The 23,620-nt window shown below is 61.6% G+C and carries 27 protein-coding genes and 1 other RNA gene; 15 read left to right on the top strand and 13 right to left on the bottom strand.

Annotation, left to right across the window (positions count from 1 at the left end; genetic code table 11):
- Positions 1–15 precede the first annotated feature (15 nt).
- Genes ruvB through ruvC form a run of 3 tightly spaced genes read right to left on the bottom strand, consistent with a single transcriptional unit; the run spans position 16 to position 2,176 of the window.
- Positions 16–1,059 (bottom strand): Holliday junction branch migration DNA helicase RuvB, encoded by a 1,044-nt coding sequence (ruvB, locus tag QOV41_RS04630; RefSeq protein WP_284579853.1) that lies wholly within the window; start codon positions 1,057–1,059, stop codon positions 16–18.
- Positions 1,056–1,673 (bottom strand): Holliday junction branch migration protein RuvA, encoded by a 618-nt coding sequence (gene ruvA, locus QOV41_RS04625; RefSeq protein ID WP_284579851.1) that lies wholly within the window; start codon positions 1,671–1,673, stop codon positions 1,056–1,058. The genes ruvB and ruvA overlap by 4 nt, the downstream gene beginning before the upstream one ends.
- Positions 1,670–2,176, bottom strand: a complete 507-nt coding sequence (ruvC, locus tag QOV41_RS04620) for a crossover junction endodeoxyribonuclease RuvC (RefSeq protein ID WP_284579850.1) — start codon at positions 2,174–2,176, stop codon at positions 1,670–1,672. The genes ruvA and ruvC overlap by 4 nt, the downstream gene beginning before the upstream one ends.
- Positions 2,177–2,554: 378 nt before the next feature.
- Between ruvC and QOV41_RS04615 the strand changes: the two genes are divergently transcribed.
- On the top strand, positions 2,555–3,292 hold the full coding sequence (locus QOV41_RS04615) for a GGDEF domain-containing protein (protein WP_284579849.1): 738 nt from the start codon (positions 2,555–2,557) through the stop codon (positions 3,290–3,292).
- 49 nt (positions 3,293–3,341) lie between these two features.
- Here the strand turns inward: QOV41_RS04615 and QOV41_RS04610 are convergent, their stop codons facing one another.
- The 6 genes from QOV41_RS04610 to QOV41_RS04585 all read right to left on the bottom strand — a co-directional run bounded on the left by QOV41_RS04610 (position 3,342) and on the right by QOV41_RS04585 (position 6,533).
- Positions 3,342–4,088: a YebC/PmpR family DNA-binding transcriptional regulator gene (locus tag QOV41_RS04610; RefSeq protein ID WP_284579847.1), complete on the bottom strand. Its 747-nt coding sequence runs from the start codon at positions 4,086–4,088 to the stop codon at positions 3,342–3,344.
- A gap of 140 nt (positions 4,089–4,228) precedes the next feature.
- Positions 4,229–5,044, bottom strand: coding sequence for a TIGR00282 family metallophosphoesterase (locus QOV41_RS04605; protein WP_284579846.1), 816 nt, complete (start codon positions 5,042–5,044; stop codon positions 4,229–4,231).
- Entirely contained in the window at positions 5,041–5,628 is a 588-nt protein-coding gene (locus QOV41_RS04600; protein ID WP_284579845.1) for a 5-formyltetrahydrofolate cyclo-ligase, read from the bottom strand. The genes QOV41_RS04605 and QOV41_RS04600 overlap by 4 nt, the downstream gene beginning before the upstream one ends.
- Positions 5,629–5,654: 26 nt before the next feature.
- Positions 5,655–5,812, bottom strand: a non-coding RNA gene (gene ssrS / locus QOV41_RS04595) — 6S RNA.
- A 51-nt stretch (positions 5,813–5,863) separates the two neighbouring features.
- Positions 5,864–6,241, bottom strand: a complete 378-nt coding sequence (locus QOV41_RS04590; RefSeq protein WP_284579843.1) for a cell division protein ZapA — start codon at positions 6,239–6,241, stop codon at positions 5,864–5,866.
- 4 nt (positions 6,242–6,245) lie between these two features.
- Entirely contained in the window at positions 6,246–6,533 is a 288-nt protein-coding gene (locus QOV41_RS04585; RefSeq protein ID WP_284579842.1) for a DUF4164 family protein, read from the bottom strand.
- Positions 6,534–6,731: 198 nt separating this feature from the next.
- Between QOV41_RS04585 and tkt the strand changes: the two genes are divergently transcribed.
- From tkt to QOV41_RS04525, 12 genes are all read left to right on the top strand, one after another.
- Positions 6,732–8,705 carry a transketolase gene (tkt, locus tag QOV41_RS04580; protein WP_284579840.1) on the top strand — a complete coding sequence of 658 codons (1,974 nt, stop codon included), beginning with the start codon at positions 6,732–6,734 and terminating at the stop codon, positions 8,703–8,705.
- A gap of 46 nt (positions 8,706–8,751) precedes the next feature.
- Positions 8,752–9,759 carry a type I glyceraldehyde-3-phosphate dehydrogenase gene (gene gap, locus QOV41_RS04575; RefSeq protein ID WP_284579838.1) on the top strand — a complete coding sequence of 336 codons (1,008 nt, stop codon included), beginning with the start codon at positions 8,752–8,754 and terminating at the stop codon, positions 9,757–9,759.
- Between the two features lie 46 nt (positions 9,760–9,805).
- Positions 9,806–10,342, top strand: a complete 537-nt coding sequence (locus tag QOV41_RS04570; protein WP_284579837.1) for a putative glycolipid-binding domain-containing protein — start codon at positions 9,806–9,808, stop codon at positions 10,340–10,342.
- Positions 10,343–10,405: 63 nt separating this feature from the next.
- Positions 10,406–11,608: a phosphoglycerate kinase gene (locus tag QOV41_RS04565; RefSeq protein WP_284579835.1), complete on the top strand. Its 1,203-nt coding sequence runs from the start codon at positions 10,406–10,408 to the stop codon at positions 11,606–11,608.
- A 3-nt stretch (positions 11,609–11,611) separates the two neighbouring features.
- Positions 11,612–12,109 carry a GNAT family N-acetyltransferase gene (locus QOV41_RS04560; protein ID WP_284579834.1) on the top strand — a complete coding sequence of 166 codons (498 nt, stop codon included), beginning with the start codon at positions 11,612–11,614 and terminating at the stop codon, positions 12,107–12,109.
- Positions 12,110–12,214: 105 nt separating this feature from the next.
- A complete protein-coding gene (locus tag QOV41_RS04555; protein WP_284579832.1) occupies positions 12,215–13,243 on the top strand; it encodes a class I fructose-bisphosphate aldolase in 1,029 nt (342 codons plus the stop codon).
- Between the two features lie 159 nt (positions 13,244–13,402).
- A complete protein-coding gene (locus tag QOV41_RS04550) occupies positions 13,403–14,005 on the top strand; it encodes a thiamine phosphate synthase (protein WP_284579831.1) in 603 nt (200 codons plus the stop codon).
- Positions 14,005–15,105 carry a tetratricopeptide repeat protein gene (locus QOV41_RS04545; protein WP_284579829.1) on the top strand — a complete coding sequence of 367 codons (1,101 nt, stop codon included), beginning with the start codon at positions 14,005–14,007 and terminating at the stop codon, positions 15,103–15,105. The genes QOV41_RS04550 and QOV41_RS04545 overlap by 1 nt, the downstream gene beginning before the upstream one ends.
- 111 nt (positions 15,106–15,216) lie before the next feature.
- Positions 15,217–15,783: an elongation factor P gene (gene efp / locus QOV41_RS04540; RefSeq protein ID WP_284579828.1), complete on the top strand. Its 567-nt coding sequence runs from the start codon at positions 15,217–15,219 to the stop codon at positions 15,781–15,783.
- Between the two features lie 4 nt (positions 15,784–15,787).
- Positions 15,788–16,582 carry an inositol monophosphatase family protein gene (locus QOV41_RS04535; RefSeq protein ID WP_284579827.1) on the top strand — a complete coding sequence of 265 codons (795 nt, stop codon included), beginning with the start codon at positions 15,788–15,790 and terminating at the stop codon, positions 16,580–16,582.
- A 125-nt stretch (positions 16,583–16,707) separates the two neighbouring features.
- On the top strand, positions 16,708–17,694 hold the full coding sequence (locus QOV41_RS04530; protein WP_284579826.1) for a flagellar motor protein MotA: 987 nt from the start codon (positions 16,708–16,710) through the stop codon (positions 17,692–17,694).
- Between the two features lie 4 nt (positions 17,695–17,698).
- A complete protein-coding gene (locus QOV41_RS04525) occupies positions 17,699–18,724 on the top strand; it encodes a peptidoglycan -binding protein (RefSeq protein WP_284579824.1) in 1,026 nt (341 codons plus the stop codon).
- Here QOV41_RS04525 and QOV41_RS04520 read toward each other — a convergent pair.
- The gene (locus tag QOV41_RS04520) at positions 18,721–20,541 is read right to left on the bottom strand and encodes an ABC transporter transmembrane domain-containing protein (RefSeq protein WP_284579823.1); all 1,821 of its coding nucleotides are present in this window, start codon (positions 20,539–20,541) and stop codon (positions 18,721–18,723) included. The two genes, QOV41_RS04525 and QOV41_RS04520, sit on opposite strands and share 4 nt — an antisense overlap.
- Before the next feature lie 222 nt (positions 20,542–20,763).
- On the opposite strand from QOV41_RS04520, the gene rpmE reads away from it, so the two are divergent.
- Positions 20,764–20,985: a 50S ribosomal protein L31 gene (gene rpmE, locus QOV41_RS04515; protein ID WP_284579822.1), complete on the top strand. Its 222-nt coding sequence runs from the start codon at positions 20,764–20,766 to the stop codon at positions 20,983–20,985.
- A 57-nt stretch (positions 20,986–21,042) separates the two neighbouring features.
- On the opposite strand, the gene rcdA is transcribed toward rpmE, so the two are convergent.
- From rcdA to QOV41_RS04500, 3 genes are all read right to left on the bottom strand, one after another.
- A complete protein-coding gene (gene rcdA / locus QOV41_RS04510; RefSeq protein ID WP_284579820.1) occupies positions 21,043–21,558 on the bottom strand; it encodes a protease adaptor protein RcdA in 516 nt (171 codons plus the stop codon).
- 287 nt (positions 21,559–21,845) lie between these two features.
- Positions 21,846–22,058 (bottom strand): hypothetical protein, encoded by a 213-nt coding sequence (locus QOV41_RS04505; protein WP_284579818.1) that lies wholly within the window; start codon positions 22,056–22,058, stop codon positions 21,846–21,848.
- Between the two features lie 173 nt (positions 22,059–22,231).
- Complete coding sequence (locus QOV41_RS04500; RefSeq protein ID WP_284579817.1) at positions 22,232–22,411, bottom strand: DUF1192 domain-containing protein; 180 nt, start codon at positions 22,409–22,411, stop codon at positions 22,232–22,234.
- A 77-nt stretch (positions 22,412–22,488) separates the two neighbouring features.
- On the opposite strand from QOV41_RS04500, the gene QOV41_RS04495 reads away from it, so the two are divergent.
- Positions 22,489–23,502 (top strand): NAD(P)H-quinone oxidoreductase, encoded by a 1,014-nt coding sequence (locus QOV41_RS04495; RefSeq protein WP_284579815.1) that lies wholly within the window; start codon positions 22,489–22,491, stop codon positions 23,500–23,502.
- Positions 23,503–23,620: the final 118 nt, after the last annotated feature.

The following is a 23,620-nucleotide window of genomic DNA, read 5'->3' as shown; positions in this document are numbered from 1 at the left end:
CCCGCTGCCCATCCATCAGTCCTCGCTCTCCGCGTCGTCAAAAAGGATGGTCTGCATGCCCACGAATCCTTGCGGCACCGCGCGGTTCATATGCTGGAACGCAGTTCCTGTCAGCATGCGGCCTCGAGGCGTGCGCTGGATGAAACCCTGCTGAATGAGGTACGGCTCGACGATTTCCTCGATGGCGTCGCGCGGTTCGCTGAGCGCGGCGGCAATAGTTTCGATGCCGACAGGGCCGCCATTGTAGAAGTCGGCGATGGTAGAAAGGTAGCGCCGGTCCAACTGGTCGAGCCCGCGCGCGTCCACGTCGAGACGCAGCAGCGCCTTGTCCGCTAGCGTACGGGTAATTTCTGCCGCGCCATCCACCAGCGCAAAATCGGTCACGCGGCGGAGCAGCCGACCGGCGATGCGCGGAGTGCCGCGCGAGCGCCGTGCAATCTCCATGGCGCCATCGGGGGCCATGGGCATGCCGAGGAGCCGCGCACCGCGCGTTACGATCTGCACAAGTTCTTCGGGCGTGTAGAAGTTGAGCCGCACCGGAATACCAAAACGATCCCGCAGGGGCGTCGTCAACAATCCGGCACGGGTGGTGGCGCCAACCAGCGTAAACTTCGCCAGATCGATCCGCACCGAGCGGGCTGCCGGACCCTCCCCGATAATAAGATCGAGCTGGAAATCCTCCATGGCCGGATAGAGCACTTCTTCGATGGCGGGATTGAGCCGATGGATCTCGTCGATAAAGAGGACGTCCCGATCTTCGAGATTGGTCAGCAGCGCCGCAAGATCACCGGCCTTGGCGATCACCGGGCCGGACGTAGCACGAAAACCCACCCCAAGCTCTTTGGAGATGATCTGCGCCAGGGTGGTTTTTCCCAGTCCCGGCGGACCAACGAATAGGACGTGATCAAGCGCTGCGCCGCGCTGCTTAGCGGCTTGAATGAATACTTCGAGATTTGCCCGCGCGGCGGCCTGGCCGACGAACTCGGAAAAGCCGGAGGGCCGGAGGGAGACATCAAGCGGTTCATCGCGGCCGGCTGCGGGAGAGGTGAAGTCGCTCAACTGCTCAACTCCCTGAGGCCAAGGCGGATCAGCTTTTCGGTCGGTGTGTCATCGCCTTCCCGCGCAACGATTCGGCTCAGCGCGGCTGAAGCCTGAGCGCTGGAATAGCCGAGATTAGTCAGCGCCGAAACGGCATCGGCGACATTGCTGGCAGCTATGCCCTCGCCCAGGGCAGATTGCAGGCCCAGCGTGCCTGCATCCATGCCACCGAAGGCGGGGACCTTGCCCTTGAGTTCGGTGACAACGCGAACGGCAAGCTTGGGTCCAACCCCACTGGCGCGGCCGATCATGGCTTTGTCTTGCAGCGCAATGGCGCTGGAAAGGTCCGAAGGCGTCAACACGGAAAGGATGGCGAGGGCCACCCGAGCCCCTACGCCCTGAACGGTCATGAGGAGGTTGAACCAGGATTTTTCAACGTCGTTGGCAAAGCCATAGAGCCGGATCATATCTTCGCGCACGATCGTCTCGATGAAGAGAACTGTCGCCTCTCCCACGCGCGGCAGGCTCTGCAGGGTCCGCGTGGAGCAGAACGCCTCGTAGCCGACGCCGCCACAGTCGATCAGCACCCAATCATCGCCGAAGCTGTCGACAAGACCCTTTAGTTTGCCAATCATGCCAGTGCTCTCATACGCTGCGCCGAGACGCGGTGATGGGCGTGGCAGATCGCAATCGCCAGGGCATCCGCCGCGTCGGCTCCCTTGAAGTCCGCGGTGGGCAGCAAAGTGCGCACCATCAGATCGATCTGCCCCTTGTCCGCATGGCCGGTGCCGACCACCGACTTCTTGACGAGATTGGCAGCATATTCGGCTACCGGCAGCCCACGCGCGGCCGGGGATAGGAGCGCCACGCCGCGCGCCTGGCCAAGGATCAGCGCCGAGCGGGCGCCCGCGTTGACGAACGTCTCTTCGACGGCCGCCTCTTCCGGTTCGAAGCGGTCCAGCACCTCCCCCAGCGAAGAAAAGAGTGCTGTCAGCCGTTCGGCAAGCGAGCCTTCGACTGGAGGCTTGATGGTGCCTGCGCCAACAAAGCTTAGCCGATTGCCCAGGCTATCGATGACCCCCCACCCGCAACGGCGCAGGCCCGGGTCGATGCCAATGATTCGTGTCGCTAGGCTCATGACGCCATCCTTAATGAACTGACCGACACCTACCAAGCCCCAAGTGAACAAATCAGAAACGCCAGCTTGGCAGCATCAGCAACGCTTCAAATTTTACCGATCTGCAGAAGGGTACATTCATGGCCAGAGGCCTAACGTGCCGCTTCGGGAACGCAGGAAATCAAACCAATGTCGGTCAACAATGTTCAGCGGCAGCACCGCTCTGCCGCAACAGCAGGAAACCGTGGCACAGCGCGACGATGGTCCTGCAACTCTCCGCCCTGACGATACTGCCCAAAAGTCTGCCGAACTCGCGCCATGGCGCTTTCCGCTTTTTTGCAGTGAGACTATCCAATGGTATCGTCGAAGACTTTGGTTGCCCTTCAGAGTTGGTCAAGCGTGGGCCGCTGGACCGTGCTCGGAACGCTTGCCTGTGTTGCCGTTGCCGTGGGGTTTAACGCCCTGCTATTCGCGGGTCTCGGCCCCGTCGCGCACCAACGCGCCATGCTCAGCGCGACGATCCTACCCACAGTGTTGGGATTGCCGCTCTTTTTCTACTTAAGCATGCGGGTGCGCGGTCTAGCCATCACCAATCTGCGTCTTGGCATGGTGGCTCGAACCGACAGCCTAACCGCTTGTCTCAACCGCGGTGCCTTCACCGCAAAGGCCTCCACGATCCTGGACCAGCAGGACAGGGACGCAGGCGGCGCCCTGTTGATGATCGACGCGGACAACTTCAAGACCATCAACGATGCCTACGGCCATGACGCCGGCGACGAAGCGCTGACGATCATCGCGCGTTCCATCCGCACCGTGCTGCGGGCCGGCGACCTTGTCGGTCGAATGGGTGGCGAGGAGTTCGGCGTGTTCCTACCCAAGGTGGACCAGCGGGAGGCCGAGGCGATTGCTGAACGCATCCGGCGGTCGGTCAATCTCGCGGTTTTCACCCCCGATGAGCGGCAACGGCCGCTTTCAGTCAGCATTGGTGGCGCGGTATTCCGCGGCCGCTCGAGCTTCGCCGAGCTTTTCCGCATTGCCGACCAGCGTCTCTATGATGCCAAGCAGACCGGCCGCAACCGCACTGCGGTCATTCACATCCAGGGCGAGCCCACCGCTGAACTGCGCCAGACGGCATAAAAAGGGGCGGCCCGAAGCCGCCCTGTGCCGAAATCTCTGCGGCTGGGAATCAGCTGGCCAGCTTGGCCGCATCCTCGTCGCTCATCTCGAAGTTAGTATAGACGTTCTGGACGTCGTCATCTTCTTCAAGCGTATTGATGAGCTTCATCAGCGTTGCACCCTTTTCGGCATCGATTGCCGTGTTGGTCTGGGGGCGCCAGATGGCCTTGACGGATTCGGCTTCCCCTAGCGTGCTCTCGACCGCGGAGGACACCTCGGCCATGCTTTCGAAGCTAGTATAGATATAGTGGTTTTCGTCGTCGCTCTCGACGTCGTCGGCGCCCGCCTCGATGGCCGCTTCCATCACCTTGTCTTCCGAGCCGACCGCGGCCGGATAGGTGATCTGGCCAACGCGGTCGAACATAAAGCCGACCGAATTGGTTTCGCCCATGGCGCCGCCGTTCTTGGAAAAATAGGAGCGCACATTGGAGGCGGTGCGATTGCGATTATCCGTCAGCGCCTCGACAATGATGGCGACGCCACCAGGACCATAACCTTCGTAACGAATTTCGTCGTAGTTCTCGCCATCGGAACCCTGCGCTTTCTTGATTGCACGATCGATATTGTCCTTGGGCATGGACTGGGCGCGGGCATTGGCCACGGCAAGGCGCAGGCGCGCGTTAAAGGCGGGGTCGGGCATGCCCATCTTGGCGGCTACGGTGATTTCGCGAGCCAGCTTGGAGAAAACCTTGGACCGCACAGCGTCGGACTTGCCCTTGCGGTGCATGATGTTTTTGGCGTGTGAATGGCCGGCCATTCGGTAACCTCGGATCGTCGCTACTGATGAATTGGCCGCCTTATAGTGGCCGAACTGCCAAAAGGAAAGTCTCGCGGCGCCCGCCCCCTCAGCGATCCCGCGTCCGCATTCGGTGTTGATTTTGCCGATACGTTCGCTGCCTAAAACTCCGGCAGCGCCTGCGACAGCGAACCGCCAATGCGAACGGGCAGGACCTTGGTGGCGAGGCCCGAGCGAGTATCTGTTTCAACAGCAACCCCGCACAAGGTAGCCTCCCCCTCAGCGGGGCTGAAACGACCATTGGCGATACCGGTGAGAAACCGATTGATCGGCTCTTCGGTGTCCACGCCGATGACGGAGTCGAAATCACCGCACATGCCGGCATCGGCCATCAATGCCGTACCGCCGCGGAGGATGCGATGGTCGGAGGTAGGGATATGGGTATGCGTGCCTACGACAAGGCTGGCGCGCCCATCGAGGAAATGTCCCATACCCTGAATTTCTGAGGTGGCCTCGGTGTGGAAATCCACAATGATCGAATCGGCCTGCTCTCCCAGCGGGCAAGCGGCGATCGCCGCTTCAACCGCGCGGAACGGGTCGTCCACCGGCCCCATGAACACCCTCCCCAACGCATTGACCACGAGAACGCGGTGCCCCTTGCGGCTTTCAACGAACATGGCGCCACGCCCCGGAGTGCCGGGCGGCATGTTGATCGGCCGCAGCAGGTTCGGCTCGCGCTCGATAAAGCTCAGCGTGTCACGCTGGTCGAAGGCGTGATCACCCAGCGTCACCACGTCGGCCCCGGCATCGCGAAGGTTCTGGTAATGCGCCTCGGTCAGGCCACGTCCATGGCTTGCATTCTCGCCATTGATGACCACGAAGTCGAAGCCGTACTGCTCGACAATCCCCGGCAGCCGCTCGGCCACAGCTTCCCGGCCGGAGCGCCCGACCACATCACCCAGAAACAAGAGCCTCATGCAGCGCCACCGAACTGGTGGACGCCGGTTTCGGTTATCACCGCATCGAGCGGCACATCATGGTCTTGGCGGGGAATGGACGAAAACTCCTGGGCGGAAAAGGCGATGCCGACCAAGGTCGGCTTTTGATCGAGATCGGCAATGGTGCGGTCGTAGTAGCCGCCGCCATATCCCAGCCGCGTGCCCTGCGCATCAAAACCCAGGAGCGGCATCAGAACACAATCGGGGTCTGCACGCGGGGCGCTCGGAGCCGGCGCCAGCGTTCCAAAGCCCGCTTCGTAGAGCGCCTCGCCAGGCTCCCACACCCGGAAGTCCAGAGGACCGTCGGGGCTCGTCACGGCTGGCAGCACCACGGTGGTGCCGGCATCCATAAGTCTTAGCAACAGCGCATTAGTATCGACTTCGTCTCGGATGCTCCAATAGGCGGCCACTACGCAGTCGGGCGCGGGCGGAAAGCTGGCGAAGAAATGAAGGGCAACGGCGTCTGCGGCTTCCGCGCGAAGATCGGCAGACAGGCTGGCCCGGATGGCATGCGCCTTGGCACGAAGCTCGGCCTTGGTCTGCTCGATGGTGTCATCCGCCATACGGCACGGTGCTCGCGTCAACAAAACTAGGTGCCGCCCTGGCCGTGGGATAGTCGATCCCGGGAACCTACTTACGTAGGTGGGCGCCGTATGTCCGAGCCCACGAGCCCGGTCAGGGACAGCTCCCTCAGAATCGATTAAGGCCCCGGGGATATTGTCATCCGCACGCACCGGGCAGCGACATCAGATATAGGCCTTTGCACCCCGGGTGCAAAGGGTATCCGCAAGAACTTGTTTAGCTCGTTTGCAGCGGAGCGGTTTCGTCCAGGACCGTGGCGACCCCTTCGAGCGCCTGGGCAGCATCGGTGAGCTTTTGCGCGTATTGGCTCTCGAGCGCCTCATATTCCGCTGCGACCTCCTGGCCAGCTTCGGTCAACATGGCGACCTCGTCCTCCAAGGCCTTGATCCGCCGCTCGGCCTCGCTCAGTTCATCGAGGACGGCTATTCCTGCCATCACCGTCAACCGAGTGTCGCCGATCTCGCCAACTGCACCCTTGAGTGCTTCCACTTGGCCATTGAAGCGTTGTGCAAGGCCGATCAGGTGCGGCTGCTGCCCTTCTTCGCAAGCCATGCGGTATTTGCGGCCATTAATCTCGACATTGACTTCGGGCACTCGGTCACTCCGCCTTGGCTAGAACTTCGCGGACCGTCTCCATCGCCTCAACCAACCGGCGGGACACTTCATGCGCGCTGTCATCGAGCCGCTTGGCGCGCGCCGATGCTTTGTCGAGTTCAGTGGCGAGGCGCGCCCGCTCATGAATCAGCCGCTGCGTATCCACTTCGATGCGCTGCTGCTGCCGCAGTCGGGAAGAGAGATTGCGCACGCTCTGGTCGAGCCGAGCCAAGGCACGTTCAAATTGCGCATTGGCATCCTGCAATCCGTCTTCGCGTTTGGTGTCACTCATGGCCGGGACGGTTCCAGAAACGGGAGGCGAGTCTTGTCACACCGTGCCTCACCGGGGATTCCAATGCAACCAGACAAGCTGGCTTGCCCCTTGTCATTGACAGGCAATCCGAACCTGTTATGCCTCGAAACCGCCTTTGGGAGGAGGCTTCAGGTGCCTCTTCTCTCCAGATCCGTTCCCAAAGAAAGCGCACACCCCATGCCCAATACAGCCCAGCAGAATGCTCTGGCCAATGCGATCCGGTCCCTCTCGATGGACGCGGTCGAGAAAGCCAACTCCGGACACCCCGGTCTGCCCATGGGCTGTGCTGACATAGCGACCGTCCTGTTCACCAAGGTGATGAAGTACGATCCCGCCGATCACAAATGGCCTGATCGCGACCGCTTCGTGCTCTCGGCAGGACACGGTTCGATGCTGCTTTATTCAGTGCTCTACCTGACCGGCTATCCGGACATGGACATCGAGGACATCAAGAATTTCCGCCAGCTCGGTTCCAAGTCGGCCGGCCATCCCGAATATCACTTCGCCCAAGGCATCGAGACCACCACCGGCCCGCTTGGCCAGGGCGTGGGCAATAGCGTCGGCATGGCCATCGCCGAAGCTAAGCTTGCAGCCGAGTTCGGCTCCGATCTCGTTGACCACCATACCTGGGTGCTGGCCGGCGACGGCTGCCTGATGGAAGGCATCTCCCAGGAGGCAATCGCCCTTGCCGGTCACCTCAAGCTCAACAAGCTGACACTGATCTGGGACAACAACAGCATTACCATTGATGGTGCCGTTTCGAACTCGGACTCGACCGACCAAATCGCCCGCTTCAAGGCCTCGGGCTGGAACACGATTGAAATCGACGGTCACGACCAGGACGCCATCGAAAAGGCACTGCTCGCATCCAAGCAATCCGACCGCCCCACGATGATCGCAGCAAAGACCACCATTGGTTTTGGTGCTCCCAAGAAGGCTGGCACCGAGAAGGTCCATGGTGCTCCCTTGGGGGCCGAGGAACTTGCCGGCGCCAAGCAGAACCTGGGCATAGACTACCCCGCTTTCGAAATCCCCGGTGATGTACTGGAAGCCTGGCGCGCCGCTGGCCAGCGCTGCGGCAACATTCGTGGCGAGTGGCAGTCGCGTCTGGCAGCCTCCCCGCATCGGGCCGAGTTCGAGCGCCGCATGGCTGGCGATCTGCCGGCTGGCTATACCGAAGCCATCGACGCCTACAAAAAGAAGCTCAGCGAAGACAAGCCGAAGGTTGCCAGCCGCAAGTCGAGCCAGATGGCGCTTGAGGTCATCAATGCCGCCATTCCCGAGACGCTCGGCGGTTCGGCAGACCTCACCCACTCGAACCTGACCAACACCAAGGAAATGGTGCCGTTCCAGGCCGACAACCGCTCCGGGCGCTACATGATGTACGGCATTCGCGAGCACGGCATGGCCGCCGCGATGAACGGTGTGGCGCTCCATGGCGGGCTGATCCCCTATGGCGGCACCTTCATGGTCTTCACCGACTATGCTCGCCCCGCCATCCGCCTCTCCGCTTTGATGGAGCAGCGCGTGATCTACGTCATGACCCACGATTCCATTGGCCTGGGTGAAGACGGGCCGACCCACCAGCCGATCGAACACCTGGCCGCCCTGCGTGCCATCCCCAACCTCAACGTCTACCGCCCGGCCGATGCCGTGGAGACGCTGGAATGCTGGCAGATGGCCATCGAGAAGAAGGATGCGCCTTCGCTTCTCGCCCTGTCTCGCCAGAACCTGCCGACCGTTCGTGAGACCTACACTGCCGAAAACCTATCGGCCAAGGGCGCCTATACGCTCGCCGGCGATGCCGACGCCGATGCAGTGATCTTCGCCACCGGCTCGGAAGTGTGGATTGCGCTTGAGGGCATGAAGCTTCTGCAGCAGCAGGGCATCAAGGCGCGACTCGTTTCTGTTCCTTGCCTTGAGCTCTTCTTCAAGCAGTCCGACGCCTACCGTGAAGAGGTCATCGGATCGGCCAAGGCGCGCGTGGCGGTGGAAGCTGGCATCTCGCTCTCCTGGATGCACCTGGTGGGCAATCGCGGCAAGTTCATCGGCCTGTCAACTTTCGGCGCTTCGGGTCCGATCGACAAGCTCTACGAGCACTTCGGCATTACCCCGCAGGGTATTGTTGAAGCCGTAACCGCACAGTTGTAAGAGAGCCCGCCTCCTTCTTTCCTCCCTTTCTCCTCAGGAGCTTTCCATGGCAGTTCGCGTCGCCATCAACGGGTTTGGCCGCATTGGCCGCAATATCCTGCGTGCCATAATCGAGTCTGGCCGCACCGACATCGAAGTCGTTGCAATCAATGACCTCGGCCCGGTCGAGACCAATGCTCACCTGTTCCGGTTCGACAGCGTACATGGCCGTTTCAACGGCACCGTTACCGTCGAGGGTGACACCATCGACGTGGGCCGTGGCCCCATCAAGGTTACCGCCGTCAAGAACCCGGCCGAGTTGCCGCACGCGGCTATGGGCATCGACATTGCGCTCGAATGCACCGGCATCTTCACCTCCAAGGAGAAGGCCTCGGCGCATCTGCAGGCTGGCGCCAAGAAGGTCATCGTTTCGGCTCCCGCCGAAGGCGCTGACCTGACGGTGGTCTATGGCATCAACCACCAGCAGTTGACCAAGGATCACGTCGTGATCTCCAACGCCTCCTGCACCACCAACTGCCTGGCGCCGCTCGCCTATGTGCTGCACAAGGAGTTCGGTATCGAAAAGGGAATGATGACCACTATCCATTCCTATACCGGTGACCAGCCTACGCTCGACACCATGCATAAGGACATGTATCGCGCCCGCGCCGCAGCCCTCTCGCAGATCCCGACCTCGACCGGTGCCGCCAAGGCGATCGGTCTCGTCCTGCCTGAACTCAAGGGCAAGCTTGACGGTATCTCCATCCGTGTGCCGACCCCGAACGTCTCCTGCGTAGACTTCAAGTTCATCGCCAAGCGCGATGTCACTTCCGAAGAGATCAATGCTGCGGTCAAGAAGTATGCCGATGGCGAGCTCAAGGGCGTGCTCAACTACACTGAATTCCCCAACGTCTCGATCGACTTCAACCACGATCCGCACTCCTCCACCATGGCGCTCGATCAGACCAAGGTGATGGATGGCAACTTCGTGTCGGTCCTGGCGTGGTACGACAATGAATGGGGCTTCTCCAACCGCATGGCCGATACAGCGGTCGCGCTGGGCAAGACGCTTTAGAGACAGGGCTGCGGGAAACCGCAGCCTTTCTTGTTTGGGGGCTCAAATGATCCTCAACCGCATGGTGCGCTGGCGCGGGCTCGCCCCCCAAACACTTGAGCATTGCCACGTGATCGCCAACGGGCGGGACATTCGCATCCGGGGCGTCATTATCACTCCCGACTATGGGCTATTCTACCGACTGAAGCTCGACGAGGCCGCCCATCTGCGCACGGCCCGCATTGAGCGGACAGACGGCAAAGTCCTTGAACTTTTTTCCGACGGCGCCGGCTCCTGGTCGGACGGCCGCGCCGAACCGGTCTCGGCTCTCCGCGGCTGCATCGACATCGACCTTTGGCCCAGTCCACTGACCAATTCCCTGCCCCTTTGGCGCAGCGAATGGACGGAGGGCGTGCCACAGCGCCTCGCCATGGCCTGGATTGATGGCGACGCGCTGACGGTTCGCCGCGATGAGCAGATCTATACCAAGCGCGACGACACGCACTTCCGCTTCCAAGGCGCCGATGGCTTCGAGGCCATGCTCACAGTGGATGAGGACGGTCTTGTGACTGACTATCCCGGCCTCTTCACCCCGGCCGACTAGCCCCTTTTCGGCATCGGCGCTGTCTGCTACGCCACCGCTACAGTTCAAGCCCGGAGCAAAGCCATGAGCGCAACCTTCAAGACCCTCGATGAACTCGATCTCAAGGGAAAGCGCGTCCTGCTCCGCGCCGATCTCAACGTGCCCGTGGCCGACGGCAAGGTGACCGATGCCACCCGCATCGAACGGCTCGTGCCAACCATTCGTGAACTGGCGCGGCACGATGCCAAAGTTGTGCTGCTCAGCCATTTCGGTCGCCCAAAGGGCAAGGTAGACCATGAATTCTCGCTCGAACAGGTAGTGCCTGCGATCGTGGAGGCGCTCGGCAAGCCCGTCGGCTTCATCGCAACCGACTGGAACGATTTGACCAATGCCCAAAAGGGCATCGATACCGGCCCGGCAGGCGGCATCTTTGTGATCGAGAACACGCGCTTTCATCCGGGCGAAGAAAGCAACGATCCTGAGCTCGCCAAGCGCATGGCGAGCCTGGGCGATGTCTTCGTCAACGACGCCTTCTCCGCCGCGCATCGTGCCCACGCCTCGACGGAGGGCCTCGCGCATTTGCTACCCGCCGCCGCCGGTCTCGCCATGCAGGCAGAACTCGAGGCGCTGGAAGCCGGCCTCGGCAAACCGAAGCGGCCCGTACTAGCGGTCGTGGGCGGAGCCAAGGTCTCTTCAAAAATCGACCTGCTCGAGAACCTCGTGGCCAAGGTGGACGCGCTGGTGATCGGCGGGGGCATGGCCAACACCTTCCTCCATGCCCAAGGCCGTAGCGTGGGCAAGTCGCTCGCCGAAAAGGACCTCGCTGACACCGCTCGCCGTATCATGGACAAGGCGGCTAAGTCCGGCTGCGCCATCATCCTGCCCATCGACGCTGTCGTAGCCTGGCACTTCAAGGCCGATTCCCCGACCCGCCTCTATGGCGTGGATGCCATCGATCCCGATGGCATGATCCTCGATGTGGGCCCCTCCTCCATCGAGCGCATTCAGGGCGCCATCGATGACGCTCACACCGTCGTCTGGAATGGCCCACTCGGGGCCTTCGAGATGAACCCCTTCGACGCCGGCACGGTCGCGGTCGCCAAATACGTCGCCAAGCGCACGCATGACGGCAAGCTGGTCTCGGTTGCCGGCGGCGGGGATACGGTCTCGGCCCTTGCTCATGCCGGCGTAAAGGACGATTTCACCTATGTCTCGACAGCGGGCGGTGCGTTCCTCGAGTGGATGGAAGGCAAGCCACTGCCCGGCGTGCAAGCTCTGAAGAAATAGCAGGTGCAGGCGCCGGTCCTTACCACTGAACGCCTCGTGCTCCGCGGGCAGCGGCTGGACGATTTCGACCGGCTGGCCGCCCTCTACACTACAGAGCGGTCGCGCTTTATCGGGGGACCGCTGCCGCCCGCCGATGTCTGGCGCGGCTTCATGAATTCGGTGGGCCACTGGGCCGTGCGAAATTACGGTGGCTGGGCAATCGATCTTGCCGCGACCGGTGCAAACATTGGGGAAGTCGCCGTGACCCACCCCGTCAGTTTCCCCGAAACTGAACTCGGCTGGCTGCTCTTTGACGGTTTCGAAGGTCTAGGCTTCGCCACGGAAGCCGCACAAGCCGCGCTGCGCTACGCCAGAGACACCGCCCGACCTCCGACCCTGGTGTCCTATATCGACCCCGAGAACGCATCGTCACTCCGTCTGGCGCACCGCCTTGGCGCCCAGCGCGACCTCGCCGCGGCGACACTCAACGGCGACCCATGCCTGGTGCTGCGCTATTGGTAGGGTTCCTCAACCTTTCGTCTCATAACCACACGTCTAATCGAAATGGGCCAAACCAAAGTCTAATCTGACGGCAAGACCATTCTTGTTTTCTGAGGTTAGACCGTCATGACGAAGTCGCTCAACGCTGTTGCCCAAAAGCTCATGGAGCCGGGAAAGGGTATCCTTGCAGCCGACGAGTCCGAAGGCACCATTGCCAAGCGGTTTGCCAAAATCAACTTGCCCAACACGCTCGATCTGCGCCGCGATTATCGCGAGATGCTGTTCCGCTCCACCGAGGCGATGAACAAGTACATTTCCGGCGTTATCCTCACCGAGGAGACGCTCAAGCAGCAGGCCGAAGACGGCACCCCGTTTCGCTCCATTCTGGCGGACGCCGATTGCATTCCCGGCATCAAGGTCGATCGTGGCGCTTTCCCCATGCCCGGTGAGGCGGGTGAGAAAATCACCGAAGGCCTGGACGGATTGCGTCAGCGACTGGAGCACTACGCTGAATTGGGCGCCGGTTTTGCCAAGTGGCGCGCCGTCATCACCATCAATGACATCGCCCCCACCCGCAACAATATCCGTGCCAATGCTCACGCCCTGGCGCGCTACGCCATTCTTTGCCAGGAAGCCGGCATCGTGCCGGTCGTTGAACCAGAGGTGGTCGGCGATGGCGAGCCGGGCAATCACTCCATGGAGCGCTGCGCAATCATCACCGGCGACGTGCTCGAAAACGTGTTCAAGGAACTGCGCCTGGCGGGAGTCGATCTTGCCGGCATGCTGCTCAAGCCGAACATGGTCCTGCCCGGCATCAACTCGCGCGATCGTCCCAGCGTCGAGGACATCGCCAAGCGTACGGTTGCTGTGCTGCGCGAGCATGTTCCGGCCGCCGTACCCGGTATTGCTTTCCTGTCGGGTGGCCAGACCGACGAGGAGGCAACCGCGCACCTTTCGGCCATGAACCAGATCCCCAACAAGCCCTGGCCGCTGACCTTCTCCTATGGCCGCGCGCTGCAGAATGTGGCGCTGCGCACCTGGGCGGGACGTCGCGAGAACTTCCCGCAGGGGCAGGCTGCCTTTACCCACCGTGCCCGCATGAACTCGCTTGCAGCCCTCGGGCAGTGGTCGGGCGAGATCGACCAGGCCGCTTAACGCTTCCGACGTCCCAACGTCACGCTGGCGCTCCCTCCGGGGAGCGCTTTTTTGTTGCCCATTGCAGGGGCCGGCTCTCACCAGCTATTGCAACAAGCCGTCTACATGTCGCCAAAATGGCTCGACATAGAGCTGTCACGCGTAACTACCCGGAAATCCATGGTCCCCCAGCTCTATCTGATTACCCCCAGCACTCCCGATCTGACGAGTTTCCCCAAAACGCTGATGGCGGTGCTCAATGCTGCCGACTTTTCCGCACTCTTGGTTCGGCGAGGGAGCATGGATGACGCTGCCTATGCGCGGTTCGCCGCCGAGATCATCAATGTCGGCCAAGGTGCCGGCTGTGCTGTGCTGGTTGAAGACGACACGGCCCTGGCCAAGCGCCTGGGGGCGGACGGGGTTCATGTCAGCGGTGGCGCCAAGGCGGTTCAGGAAGCAGCCAAGGCGCTCAAACCATCCATGATCGTGGGCGCTGGCAATCTCGGCTCCCGTCATGACGCCATGACTGCAGGCGAAAGCGACGTGGATTACGTATTCTTCGGCTCCCTTGACGGCAAGATCGATCCCCAGGCGGTCGAGCTCGCCCAGTGGTGGTCCGAGACCTTCGAGGTGCCAGCAGTCTTGAGCGACCCCGAGGCCCCTCCCCAGACCGCAACTGCACATGGCGCCGAGTTCCTGGCGCTCTCGACCAGCATCTGGTCGGCACCCGATCCCAAGCACGCCGTGCGGACGATCATCGAGGCGCTGGAGGAGACGGCGTAATGCACAAGAGCCTGCTCCTGCTGCCGATCGTTCTTGGTCTCTCCATCCCAGCGCTTGCGCAGGAGGAAGCGGAAAACGATACACCTGCAGAGGCCATTTCCAACCAGATCTTTGGCCCTCGCGTGCCGACCGACTATGCCTTTGGCGCCTTCCAGCGCGGCTATTTTCTCACTGCGCTGGAATTGGCATTGCCGCGTGCGGAGCAAGGCGATGCCGCCGCCCAGACACTCATCGCCGAGATCTATGCCAAGGGGCTTGGCATCGCCCAGAACGGACAGCGCGCCGCCGGGTGGTACCAACTCGCGTCCAACAATGGCGATATGCTCGCCACCTTCGAGTTGGCGACCTATTATCAGGACGGCATCGGCGTGCCCAAGAACCGGACGCGTGCGGCCGAACTCTTCAAGAAGGCCGCTGAGGCTGGCTATATTCCGGCTAAATACAACATGGCGCTCCTCCACGTCGAAGGCATCTACGCATCGCCCAGTCTCTCGACGGCCGCGGAGCTGATGAAGGAGGCTGCGGACGCCGAACTGCCCGAGGCGCAGTATGACTACGGTACCATGCTGATCGAAGGCGCCGGTGTTGCCCCCAATCCAGAGGAGGCTGTGCGCTATATCGGCATGGCCGCCGAGCAGGGCCTCGTTCCCGCCCAGATCGACTATGCCACGCTGCTCTATCTTGGCCAGGGTATTGAGCGGGACGTCGAAGCGGCCGCGGGGTGGTACGAGCGGGCGGCTGAGGCCGGCAATGCGGTGGCGCAAAACCGCTACGCCAAGCTCTTGGCGGTCGGGGAAGGCGTAACGCTCGACCTAGAGGAAGCGGCCATGTGGCGGGCTTTGGCGCGGCGCCAGGGACTGTCCGACCCTGAACTCGACCGTCTCCTGGTCTCTATCCCCAAGGCTGACCTGGATCGGGCGGAAGAACGGGCGCTGTTCTGGCCCTCCGCGCCACCTGCAGCACAACCCTCCGCCCCTGCCCCGGCATCTGCGCCCGAGTCAACCGGGCAAGCGCTCCCGGCACCCACTGACGCCGGTGAGGAGCCAGCGGGCGAGGCAGCACCGGCTGCCGACGAGCCCGACGCGACGCAAGACCCTTGAACCACCCCGCGTTCTCAGGCAATAAGCCGGCACGCCCACAACCCTCTTCCTTGTCGGCCACGCGCATGTTCAGCGCCTGGCCACAGCGCTGATTTGCTTGAAAGCACCCGCATGGCCAAGATCAATGGCAATGAAATCCGTCCTGGCTTCGTTCTCAACCATCAGGATCGCCTGTGGGTGGCGGTCAAGGTCGACCACGTCAAGCCTGGCAAGGGCGGCGCCTACGCGCAGGTGGAGCTGAGAGCAATTTTAGGCGGCACAAAGCTCAACGAACGCTTCCGCTCCGCTGAGACGGTCGAGCAGGTGGAACTCGAGTTCCGGGATTTCACTTTCCTTTACGAGCAAGGCGACCAGCTCGTCTTCATGGACCAGGAAAGCTATGAGCAGGTTGAACTCGACAAGGACTTCGTTGGCGAGCGCGCGGCCTTCCTCCAGGACGGCATGAAGATTACCCTCGAGATGCACGAAACGACCCCGCTCGGCGTCCGTTTTCCGCCTAACGTCGTGCTCGAAGTGATCGAAGCCGATCCCGTCATCAAGGGACAAACGGCTGCCAGCAGCTTCAAGTCCGCCCGGGTTGCCAATGGCCTCAAGGTCATGGTGCCCCCCTTTGTCGCAGTCGGCGAGAGAATAGTCGTCGACACCACCGAAGCCACCTATCTGCGCCGCGCGGAGTAGTCCTATGGCCCGTTCAGCTATCCTCAACGTCATGGTTTCGGCCGCCATCAAGGCCGGCCGCTCTCTTACCAAGGACTTCTCGGAAGTCGAAAACCTGCAGGTTTCCCGCAAGGGACCGGCGGATTTCGTCTCCAAGGCCGATACGCGCGCCGAGCAGATCGTCTACGACGAACTGCGCAAGGCCCGCCCCACCTACGCCTTCCTGATGGAAGAGGGCGGAGAGGTGGAAGGAACCGATGGCCAGCACCGCTGGATCATTGACCCGCTCGATGGCACCACCAACTTCCTCCATTCTATCCCGCTGTTTGCCTGCGCCATTGCCCTTGAGCGCGCCAATGAGATTGTCGCCTCGGTGGTCTATAACCCCGTCCTCGACGAGCTTTATACAGCCGAAAAGGGTGGCGGCACTTGGCTGAACGATCGTAAACGCCTGCGAGTGGCCAGCCGCCGTCATCTGGCCGATGCGGTGGTTTCCACCGGGATCAAGACCCAGGGCACCAGCAATGACGCCCTCCAGATTCGGCAATTGGCCTCGATCAATCCGGCAGTGGCCGGAATTCGTCGTTCGGGCTCGATCTCGGTGGACATGGCCTGGCTCGCATCGGGTCGGTTCGACGCGCTCTACGAGGCGGGCCTAGCACCCTGGGACGTGGCCCCGGGCTTGTTGCTGGTGAAGGAAGCCGGCGGCTTTGTCAGCGATCTCGCCGGCTCCCCCGGGTCGGTCTGGAACGGCCAAATCGTTGCCGGCAACGAATATTTGCAACCCCTGCTGCTCAAAGAGCTCAAGGGCATCCAATAGACCGGACGGGCTATCGGAGGGGCAAAGTGCCGAGTTTCGTTAACCTTTCCGATTGCCCCACTGGACGCCACTGTCTAGTCTTAGGGGCAGTGTGATTTGCGCGTATGAGGCAAGGTAAGGCAGAGATGACGCAAGGCTACGATCCCTATCACCTCGCCAGCCCGACCGTTTACCTCATCAAGATCATTATCTTCCTGGTACTCGTTGCGCTGGTGGGGGCAATACTCTTTCCCACCATCATAGCCTTCTTTTGGGCCAACCCTTTCATCAACGCGATGATCTTCCTGGCGCTGCTGGTGGGTATTTTCCTCAGCTTCCGCCAGATTATCCGCCTCTTCCCCGAAGTGAAGTGGGTGAACTCGCTGCAGGATGGTACTGCCTCCAACACGCGCCAGCCCATTCTCCTGGCGCCTGTGGCGGGCATACTGCGCGAACGCATTGGCGAAGCCATCATCACGCCTGCATCCATGCGCTCCATCCTCGACAGCGTTGGCAACCGCCTGGACGAAGCCAAAGACACCTCACGCTATTTAACCGGTCTGCTGGTCTTTCTTGGCCTCATGGGCACGTTCTACGGCCTGCTTGAAACCGTTTCCAGCGTGGCCGGTGTCATCAACGCCCTGGACGTGACCTCGGCCGATACCAGCGCCCTCTTCTCCAACCTCCAGCAAGGTCTGGCGGCACCCTTGGGCGGCATGGGCACGGCGTTCTCCTCCTCTCTCTTCGGTCTTGCTGGCTCGCTTGTGCTAGGCTTTCTCGATCTCCAGACCAGTCAGGCGCAGAACGCCTTCTATACGGACCTTGAGGACTGGATGACCTCGATGACTGAGCTGGATCACCCGGTTACCGCCATGCAGGTCAATGCTGGTGGTCCCGACATGCAGGCCATGTTCGACAAGCTCGGCAGTTCCATGCAGAACCAGGGCTCTTCGCAGAACGCCATCCGCGCCATGGCTGAGCTAGCCCGTGGTATCGATGGCTTGGTCAAGCACATCCGCACCGAACAGGAAGACCTGCGGCGCCACATCAGCGATCAGGCCGAGACCAATCAGCGGTTGCGCGAACTGATAGAGGCCGTGCTGTCTCAAGCCGACAACGAGCGGCGGAACTAGCCGCATGGCGTTCGCCCGCTCTCGTCGGCGGCCCGAGGCCAACTATTGGCCCGGCTTCGTGGATGCCCTGTCGAGCTTGCTGCTCGTCATCATCTTTATGCTCTCGCTGTTTATGCTGACTCAGTTTTTCCTGGGGCAAGAAATCCAGGGCCGCGACACCGCCCTTGCCCGGCTAAACAGCCAGATCGCCGAGCTGACCGAGCTCCTGCAGCTCGAACGAGCCAATGCCGACGACCTGGATTCGCAAATTGCGGCATTGACCGCCACGCTGGCGGGAGCGGAAGCCGAGAATACGCAACTGGCCGATCAGCTGGCGGGCATCGGTGCCGGTATAGATGACCAGGAAGACACTATTGCCGGGCTCCAGAGCGAACTCAGTGCCGCCCAGGAGCTCTCGGACGAAGCTAACGCTCAGGTCGCTCTCCTCAACCAACAACTTGCCGCCCTGCGGACACAAATCGCGGCACTCGAGAACGCCCTTGGGGCATCCGAGGCCCGCGACGCGCAATCGCGCACCCAAATCGCCGATCTCGGACGCCGGCTTAATCTGGCCCTCGCACAACGGGTTCAGGATCTCAGCAGATATCGTTCAGATTTCTTCGGCCGCCTGCGCGAAATCCTGGAGGGCCGGGCCGATGTGCGCGTCGTCGGCGACCGCTTTGTGTTTCAGTCCGAAGTGCTTTTCGACGCCGGCGAAGCCGATCTGGACGCCGGCGGTCTGCCCGAACTCGATGCGTTGGCCGACGCCATCCTCCAGCTCGAAGAAGAAATACCCAGCGACATAAACTGGGTGCTACGCATAGACGGTCACACGGACCGTCGCCCAATTTCCAATGCACGCTTCCCTTCAAACTGGGAACTCTCGGCTGCACGCGCCATCTCGGTCGCGCAATATCTGGTGTCCCAGGGCGTGTCCCCCAACCGCCTCGTGGCCGCCGGCTTTGGTGAGTTTACACCCATTGATCCAGGCGATAGCGACGAAGCGTTCCGCCGCAACCGCCGCATCGAGTTCAAGCTGACAGAAGGCTAGTGGGCCGGCTCTTGCAGGCGGAACTGGAGTTTGGCAAGTTCGGCATAGCGCCCGCCCTTTGCGACCAGCTCGTCATGCGTGCCTTGGTCGATGATGCGCCCCGCTTCGAGCACCAGTATCTTGTCGGCATCACGAATGGTGGCCAGCCGGTGCGCGATGACCAGCGTCGTGCGCCCCTCCATCAAGTGCTCCAGTGCCACCTGCACCAAGCGCTCGCTTTGGGCGTCTAGGGCACTGGTCGCTTCATCCAGCAAGAGGATCGGCGCATTCTTGAGAATGGCGCGGGCGATTGCCAACCGCTGCTTCTGCCCGCCCGACAAGGTCACCCCCCGCTCGCCAACGACAGTGTGGTAGCCGAGCGGCAAATCGCTGACAAACTCATGAACCAGCGCGGCCCGGGCGGCCGCTTCCACTTCGGCGTCGGTGGCGTCCGGCTTACCGAAGCGAATGTTCTCGGCAATGGTCCCTGCGAAGATCGTCGGCTCCTGCTCGACATAGGCAAAGCGCTGCCGAAGATCGGAGAGCCGCACATCCCGAAGGTCGATGCCATCCACGCGAATGGAGCCGCTGGTTATGTCGTAAAAACGCTGCAGCAGTGAGAGCGTCGTTGATTTGCCCGACCCCGACGGCCCCACCAGCGCAACCGTTTCGCCCTTGTTGACCGTAAAGGTCAGGTCCTGCAGCACCATCTCGTGGGCGTCTCTGCTGTAGGAGAAGTTCACACCCTCAAATGCGATGGTGCCAAGTGGCGGCTGGGGCATAGCCTTGGGGTGGGCGGGGTCCCGGATCTCTGGGGTGGTGTCGAGGATTTCGGTCAATTTCTCGGTAGCGCCAGCTACTGCCTGCAGGCTTCCCAACACTTCGCTGACATTGGTGAGGGCACCCGATGCCATAAGCGCATAGACTAGGAACTGCGCGAGTTGGCCGGCTGTCACGGTCCCCTCGAAGACCGAACGAGCCCCCCACCAGACGAGGAAGACAATGGCGGCGGTGCCAAGAAAAATGACCATGGCCACCAGCACCGAGCGCGCACCCAGCCGACGCGTTTCGGCCAGATAGCTAGCCTCGCTACCCTGCTCGTAAAGGCGCTCCTGGATCGGTTCCTGGGTAAAGGCCTTTACCGTCCGCATCGAGCCCAGCACTTCTGTCGCCATGGCCGAAAGATCGGCCAGCGCGTCCTGCGTTTTGCGCGACATACGGCGCAAGCGTCGCGAGAAGGCGATGATGGGGAGCAGGATTGCGGGCGCCGCGACGATCACCGCCAGCGTCAGCACCGGGCTGGTCAGCAGCATCATGATGAGCGCACCGATGATTGTCACCAGTGAGCGGAGGGCCAACGAAAAGCTCGAGCCAACGGCACCGCGGATCATTGCCACGTCGCCATTGAGGCGGCTGGTCAACTCACCGACGCGGTGCGTATCAAAGTATCGGGCATCAAGGCTCAGAAGATGAGTAAAGACGGCCTGCCGCAGATCGGCCAAGACGCGCTCGCCGATCACGGAGATGAAATAGAAGCGCGCGCCACTAGCGATGCCCATGATCACCGCTATACCCACGATGAGCCAACCGTAGCGCCCGACATTTTCAAGGTTCTGCTCCACGAAGCCCTGATCGATTGCCCCACCGAGAGCGGCCGGAATGGAAAGTGAAGCGGTGGCCGAGATAAGGAGGAACAGCACGGTTAGGGATAGCCGTACCGGATAGCGTAGAACGAAGGGCAGGATGCGCCTAAGCGGCCGCAACTTACGTGGAGCAGCGGCAGCTTGGTCGACAATGGTCTCAGGACTGGTGCGGACCGCGACGGTTTGATCTGTCATTGCTCAGGGGTGCCGCTTCACTGAAAAACTGCCATGCAGCCAGGGAGCTGCGCTGCGGCTCGATATAGGCTCTGCTACCAGCACCCGCAACCGCGATCGCGGCTCGCAAATTGCCGCGCCCCTGCCCTTGCGGTTTGTGCGCCCATTCTGTATGGAGCAAGCCAACACCTGTTCAATGGCTCTCCGGGCGCTACGGCGCCCGTTTGATTTGAGGCGACACCGATGAAAGCTGACATCCATCCGGACTACCACACCATCACCGTGGTAATGACCGACGGCACCAAGTACGAGACGCGTTCGACCTACGGCAAGGAAGGCGACACGCTGCAGCTCGACATCGATTCCAAGACCCATCCCGCCTGGACAGGCGGCACGGGCCAGCTGATGGACCGTGGTGGTCGCGTGTCGCGCTTCAAGGAGCGCTTCAAGGGCCTCGGCATCTAAGCCAAATCGGTTTAATTACGAAAACCCGGCCTTAGGGCCGGGTTTTTCTTGCGGCGCTTAGCTGCGACCGAAGGCGGCTTTCAACCGAGCTAGTTGATCGGCGATGCCGTTGGCCACGCCCGGATCCAGTTCCGGGAGCTTTCCGCGCTCCAGCGTATCCAGTTGCATGACCCGATCAAACAGCCGGTCACCTTGATCGATGTAATCGCGCAGAGCCTGTGGCAGTTGGTCGTAACCCGGGCCACCACGCCCTGAGGGCGTCGCCGAGAACTTGACCTTCTCCTTTTCCGAGCGGGCGTTTTCCTTGCTGATCTCGCCCTCGTTCACCGCGCGCTGCAACAAGAGCCAGGAGGCAAGTTGCATGAGGCGAGTGGTTAGACGCATGGACTCTGTTGCGTAAAGGAACGAGGCCTCGCGACTGAGGATACGGCTGTCCGCACGCCCTTCGCCGTCAAGATAGGTGGCTACCTCTTCAATAAGTGCCATGCCTTCCCGGTACAGCAGTTCAAACCCGCCAGAGGCTACGATGCGCGGCCCGATGGCAATGGCGCCCTTTTCGTTCGGCTCGCTCACTTGGCTCTCCTCGTCACTGGCCCATCCTATGCGCAGATGACCACAAGGTCATCCCGGCGGAGGCAAGTTTTGGCGGTTGCTAGATCTCTTCGGCAGAGCGTAGCGCCAAAAGAAAAAAGAGCCGTAAAAACGGCTCTCAAAGTTAACAGGGAGGCGTCAAACAGAGGGAGAAATCACTCTGCAAAATCCAGAACAATCTGAATAATGCCAAGTTACCGCACAGAAGTTAATTGCGCGTTAACAGGAGTCGATTTCTTAACCCTGATCGCAGCCTACCAGTAGCAGGATCAACTCAGGCCGTATGGCGAACGCTCGAGCAAGGTCCGTCCCGTCAAGGTGATCAGATGCACGCCACCGATGCTGTCGATCCAGCCTTTTGCTTGGAGCCGGGCCAGACCATCAGCAGACTGGCCGTCTAAACCGCCCTGCTCCAGGCGCCGAAGCTGGTCAACGTCCATTGGCATGACGCCTTCCAGAATTGCATCTCGTCCTTCCAGCATGATCCACACTCCTACTCCAAGGACCTTCAATCTACGATGCTAGCGCCTTTGCGGGACAATCGAAAGGTCCCGTTAATGCTAACAGTCGGACGAGAGAACGATGAACATACCTTTCTGGTTGCATATGTGACGTAGGTTCTGTTTGTTTTACAACGCTTTGGACGTGATCGAGCCTAAAGGTTGAAGGCGGCATCTGCAGCGCGCCGGCTGGCGTTGCGGGCGCCGATCGCGGCGCGCAGCCGCTCGATCTCCGCTTCGAGCAATTTGATGCGTTCGGCCAGTTCCTCCACCGACATTGTTTCAATGTGCATGCCGACCTGATGGCTGGTCGGTTTTCTGATTTCCTCGTCCATGACGAACTCCTCAATTGCTGCCTTCAGATTAGCGGGTGGGACTTGCCCCGCAAGCCTGTTCGGGCCAGCATCGCACCATGAACATCCCCTCACAGATGACTGCCGTTGCAATTGTTCAACCCGGCGGCCCCCAAGCACTGCAAGCCAGGAGCGAACCTCTCCCCTCAACGGGGCCAGACGACGTGCTGATCCGCGTTGCGGCAGCCGGTGTGAACGGCCCTGACCTAGCGCAACGCCGCGGCCATTATGATCCACCGCCCGGCGCCTCCCCGCTTCCCGGGCTCGAGATCGCCGGCGAGATCGCCGCTGTTGGGAAAAACGTCACTGCCTGGCGAGTGGGTGACCGGGTGATGGCGCTCACCAATGGCGGAGGCTACGCCGAATATGCTGCAGTACCCGCTGGCCAGGTACTTCCCACGCCCGATGGCTGGGCCGTCGCCGAGGCAGCCGCCTTGCCCGAGACCTGGTTCACCATCACCCAATCCCTAGTGATGCGGGCCGGCCTCACGAGCGGGATGACCGTTCTTGCGCACGGCGCCTCCGGCGGCATCGGGGGAGCCACCATCCAGATCGCCACCATTCTAGGGGCGCGCGCTATCGGAGTGGTGTCGAGCCCACAAAAGGCCCGCTATGCGCGCACCTTGGGTGCCATCGCCACGATCGACTACACCAGCGAGGATATTGCCGCCCGCGCGCTGGAGCTGACCGAGGGGCGCGGCGTGGACCGCATCATTGACGTCGTTGGCGGCCCCATGGCGGAGGTTAACCTCGCAGCTTGCGCTCGCGGCGCCCATGTCGTTCAGGTCTCAACCCTTGATGGCGCCAAGGCCACGCTGTCCCTGCGCACGATCATGGCCAAGCAACTCACCCTCTCCGGTTCCACCCTGCGCCCGCAGAGCAGCGCTACCAAGGCGGAGATCGCCGCCCGCATCCGCCGTGATCTGCTGCCGGCACTCGAACAGCCCAACATTCCCAAGCCCGCCATCACCTGCTTTCCGCTTGCCGACGCGGCCGCGGCCCACCAATTGATGGAATCGCGCGCTCATTTGGGGAAAGTCGTTCTCACCACGCAGTTTGGCACCCAGTTCTAGGACAACATCATTGCGATTTCGCGGCCGAACGCCTATATTGCCGATGTTCCCCTCAGCATGAAGCAAAGAGGCGGAGCGGCCGGGAGGAAGACCCGCCGCGCCACGTGGAGTGATTTAT

Origin of the sequence: Devosia sp. RR2S18, assembly GCF_030177755.1 — a bacterium.
Taxonomy (GTDB): domain Bacteria; phylum Pseudomonadota; class Alphaproteobacteria; order Rhizobiales; family Devosiaceae; genus Devosia; species Devosia rhizosphaerae.
This window is presented reverse-complemented; position numbering and strand designations above follow the sequence as displayed.

What these genes read in the sequence shown, in the direction of transcription:
- ruvA (WP_284579851.1), bottom strand. Translation starts at nt 1,673, where the DNA reads ATGATTGGCAAACTAAAGGGTCTTGTCGACAGCTTCGGCGATGATTGG.
- ruvC (WP_284579850.1), bottom strand. Translation starts at nt 2,176, where the DNA reads ATGAGCCTAGCGACACGAATCATTGGCATCGACCCGGGCCTGCGCCGT.
- QOV41_RS04610 (WP_284579847.1), bottom strand. Translation starts at nt 4,088, where the DNA reads ATGGCCGGCCATTCACACGCCAAAAACATCATGCACCGCAAGGGCAAG.
- QOV41_RS04605 (WP_284579846.1), bottom strand. Translation starts at nt 5,044, where the DNA reads ATGAGGCTCTTGTTTCTGGGTGATGTGGTCGGGCGCTCCGGCCGGGAA.
- QOV41_RS04600 (WP_284579845.1), bottom strand. Translation starts at nt 5,628, where the DNA reads ATGGCGGATGACACCATCGAGCAGACCAAGGCCGAGCTTCGTGCCAAG.
- QOV41_RS04585 (WP_284579842.1), bottom strand. Translation starts at nt 6,533, where the DNA reads ATGAGTGACACCAAACGCGAAGACGGATTGCAGGATGCCAATGCGCAA.
- tkt (WP_284579840.1), top strand. Translation starts at nt 6,732, where the DNA reads ATGCCCAATACAGCCCAGCAGAATGCTCTGGCCAATGCGATCCGGTCC.
- gap (WP_284579838.1), top strand. Translation starts at nt 8,752, where the DNA reads ATGGCAGTTCGCGTCGCCATCAACGGGTTTGGCCGCATTGGCCGCAAT.
- QOV41_RS04570 (WP_284579837.1), top strand. Translation starts at nt 9,806, where the DNA reads ATGATCCTCAACCGCATGGTGCGCTGGCGCGGGCTCGCCCCCCAAACA.
- QOV41_RS04565 (WP_284579835.1), top strand. Translation starts at nt 10,406, where the DNA reads ATGAGCGCAACCTTCAAGACCCTCGATGAACTCGATCTCAAGGGAAAG.
- QOV41_RS04555 (WP_284579832.1), top strand. Translation starts at nt 12,215, where the DNA reads ATGACGAAGTCGCTCAACGCTGTTGCCCAAAAGCTCATGGAGCCGGGA.
- QOV41_RS04550 (WP_284579831.1), top strand. Translation starts at nt 13,403, where the DNA reads ATGGTCCCCCAGCTCTATCTGATTACCCCCAGCACTCCCGATCTGACG.
- QOV41_RS04545 (WP_284579829.1), top strand. Translation starts at nt 14,005, where the DNA reads ATGCACAAGAGCCTGCTCCTGCTGCCGATCGTTCTTGGTCTCTCCATC.
- efp (WP_284579828.1), top strand. Translation starts at nt 15,217, where the DNA reads ATGGCCAAGATCAATGGCAATGAAATCCGTCCTGGCTTCGTTCTCAAC.
- QOV41_RS04535 (WP_284579827.1), top strand. Translation starts at nt 15,788, where the DNA reads ATGGCCCGTTCAGCTATCCTCAACGTCATGGTTTCGGCCGCCATCAAG.
- QOV41_RS04530 (WP_284579826.1), top strand. Translation starts at nt 16,708, where the DNA reads ATGACGCAAGGCTACGATCCCTATCACCTCGCCAGCCCGACCGTTTAC.
- QOV41_RS04525 (WP_284579824.1), top strand. Translation starts at nt 17,699, where the DNA reads ATGGCGTTCGCCCGCTCTCGTCGGCGGCCCGAGGCCAACTATTGGCCC.
- QOV41_RS04520 (WP_284579823.1), bottom strand. Translation starts at nt 20,541, where the DNA reads ATGACAGATCAAACCGTCGCGGTCCGCACCAGTCCTGAGACCATTGTC.
- rpmE (WP_284579822.1), top strand. Translation starts at nt 20,764, where the DNA reads ATGAAAGCTGACATCCATCCGGACTACCACACCATCACCGTGGTAATG.
- QOV41_RS04505 (WP_284579818.1), bottom strand. Translation starts at nt 22,058, where the DNA reads ATGCTGGAAGGACGAGATGCAATTCTGGAAGGCGTCATGCCAATGGAC.
- QOV41_RS04500 (WP_284579817.1), bottom strand. Translation starts at nt 22,411, where the DNA reads ATGGACGAGGAAATCAGAAAACCGACCAGCCATCAGGTCGGCATGCAC.
- QOV41_RS04495 (WP_284579815.1), top strand. Translation starts at nt 22,489, where the DNA reads ATGAACATCCCCTCACAGATGACTGCCGTTGCAATTGTTCAACCCGGC.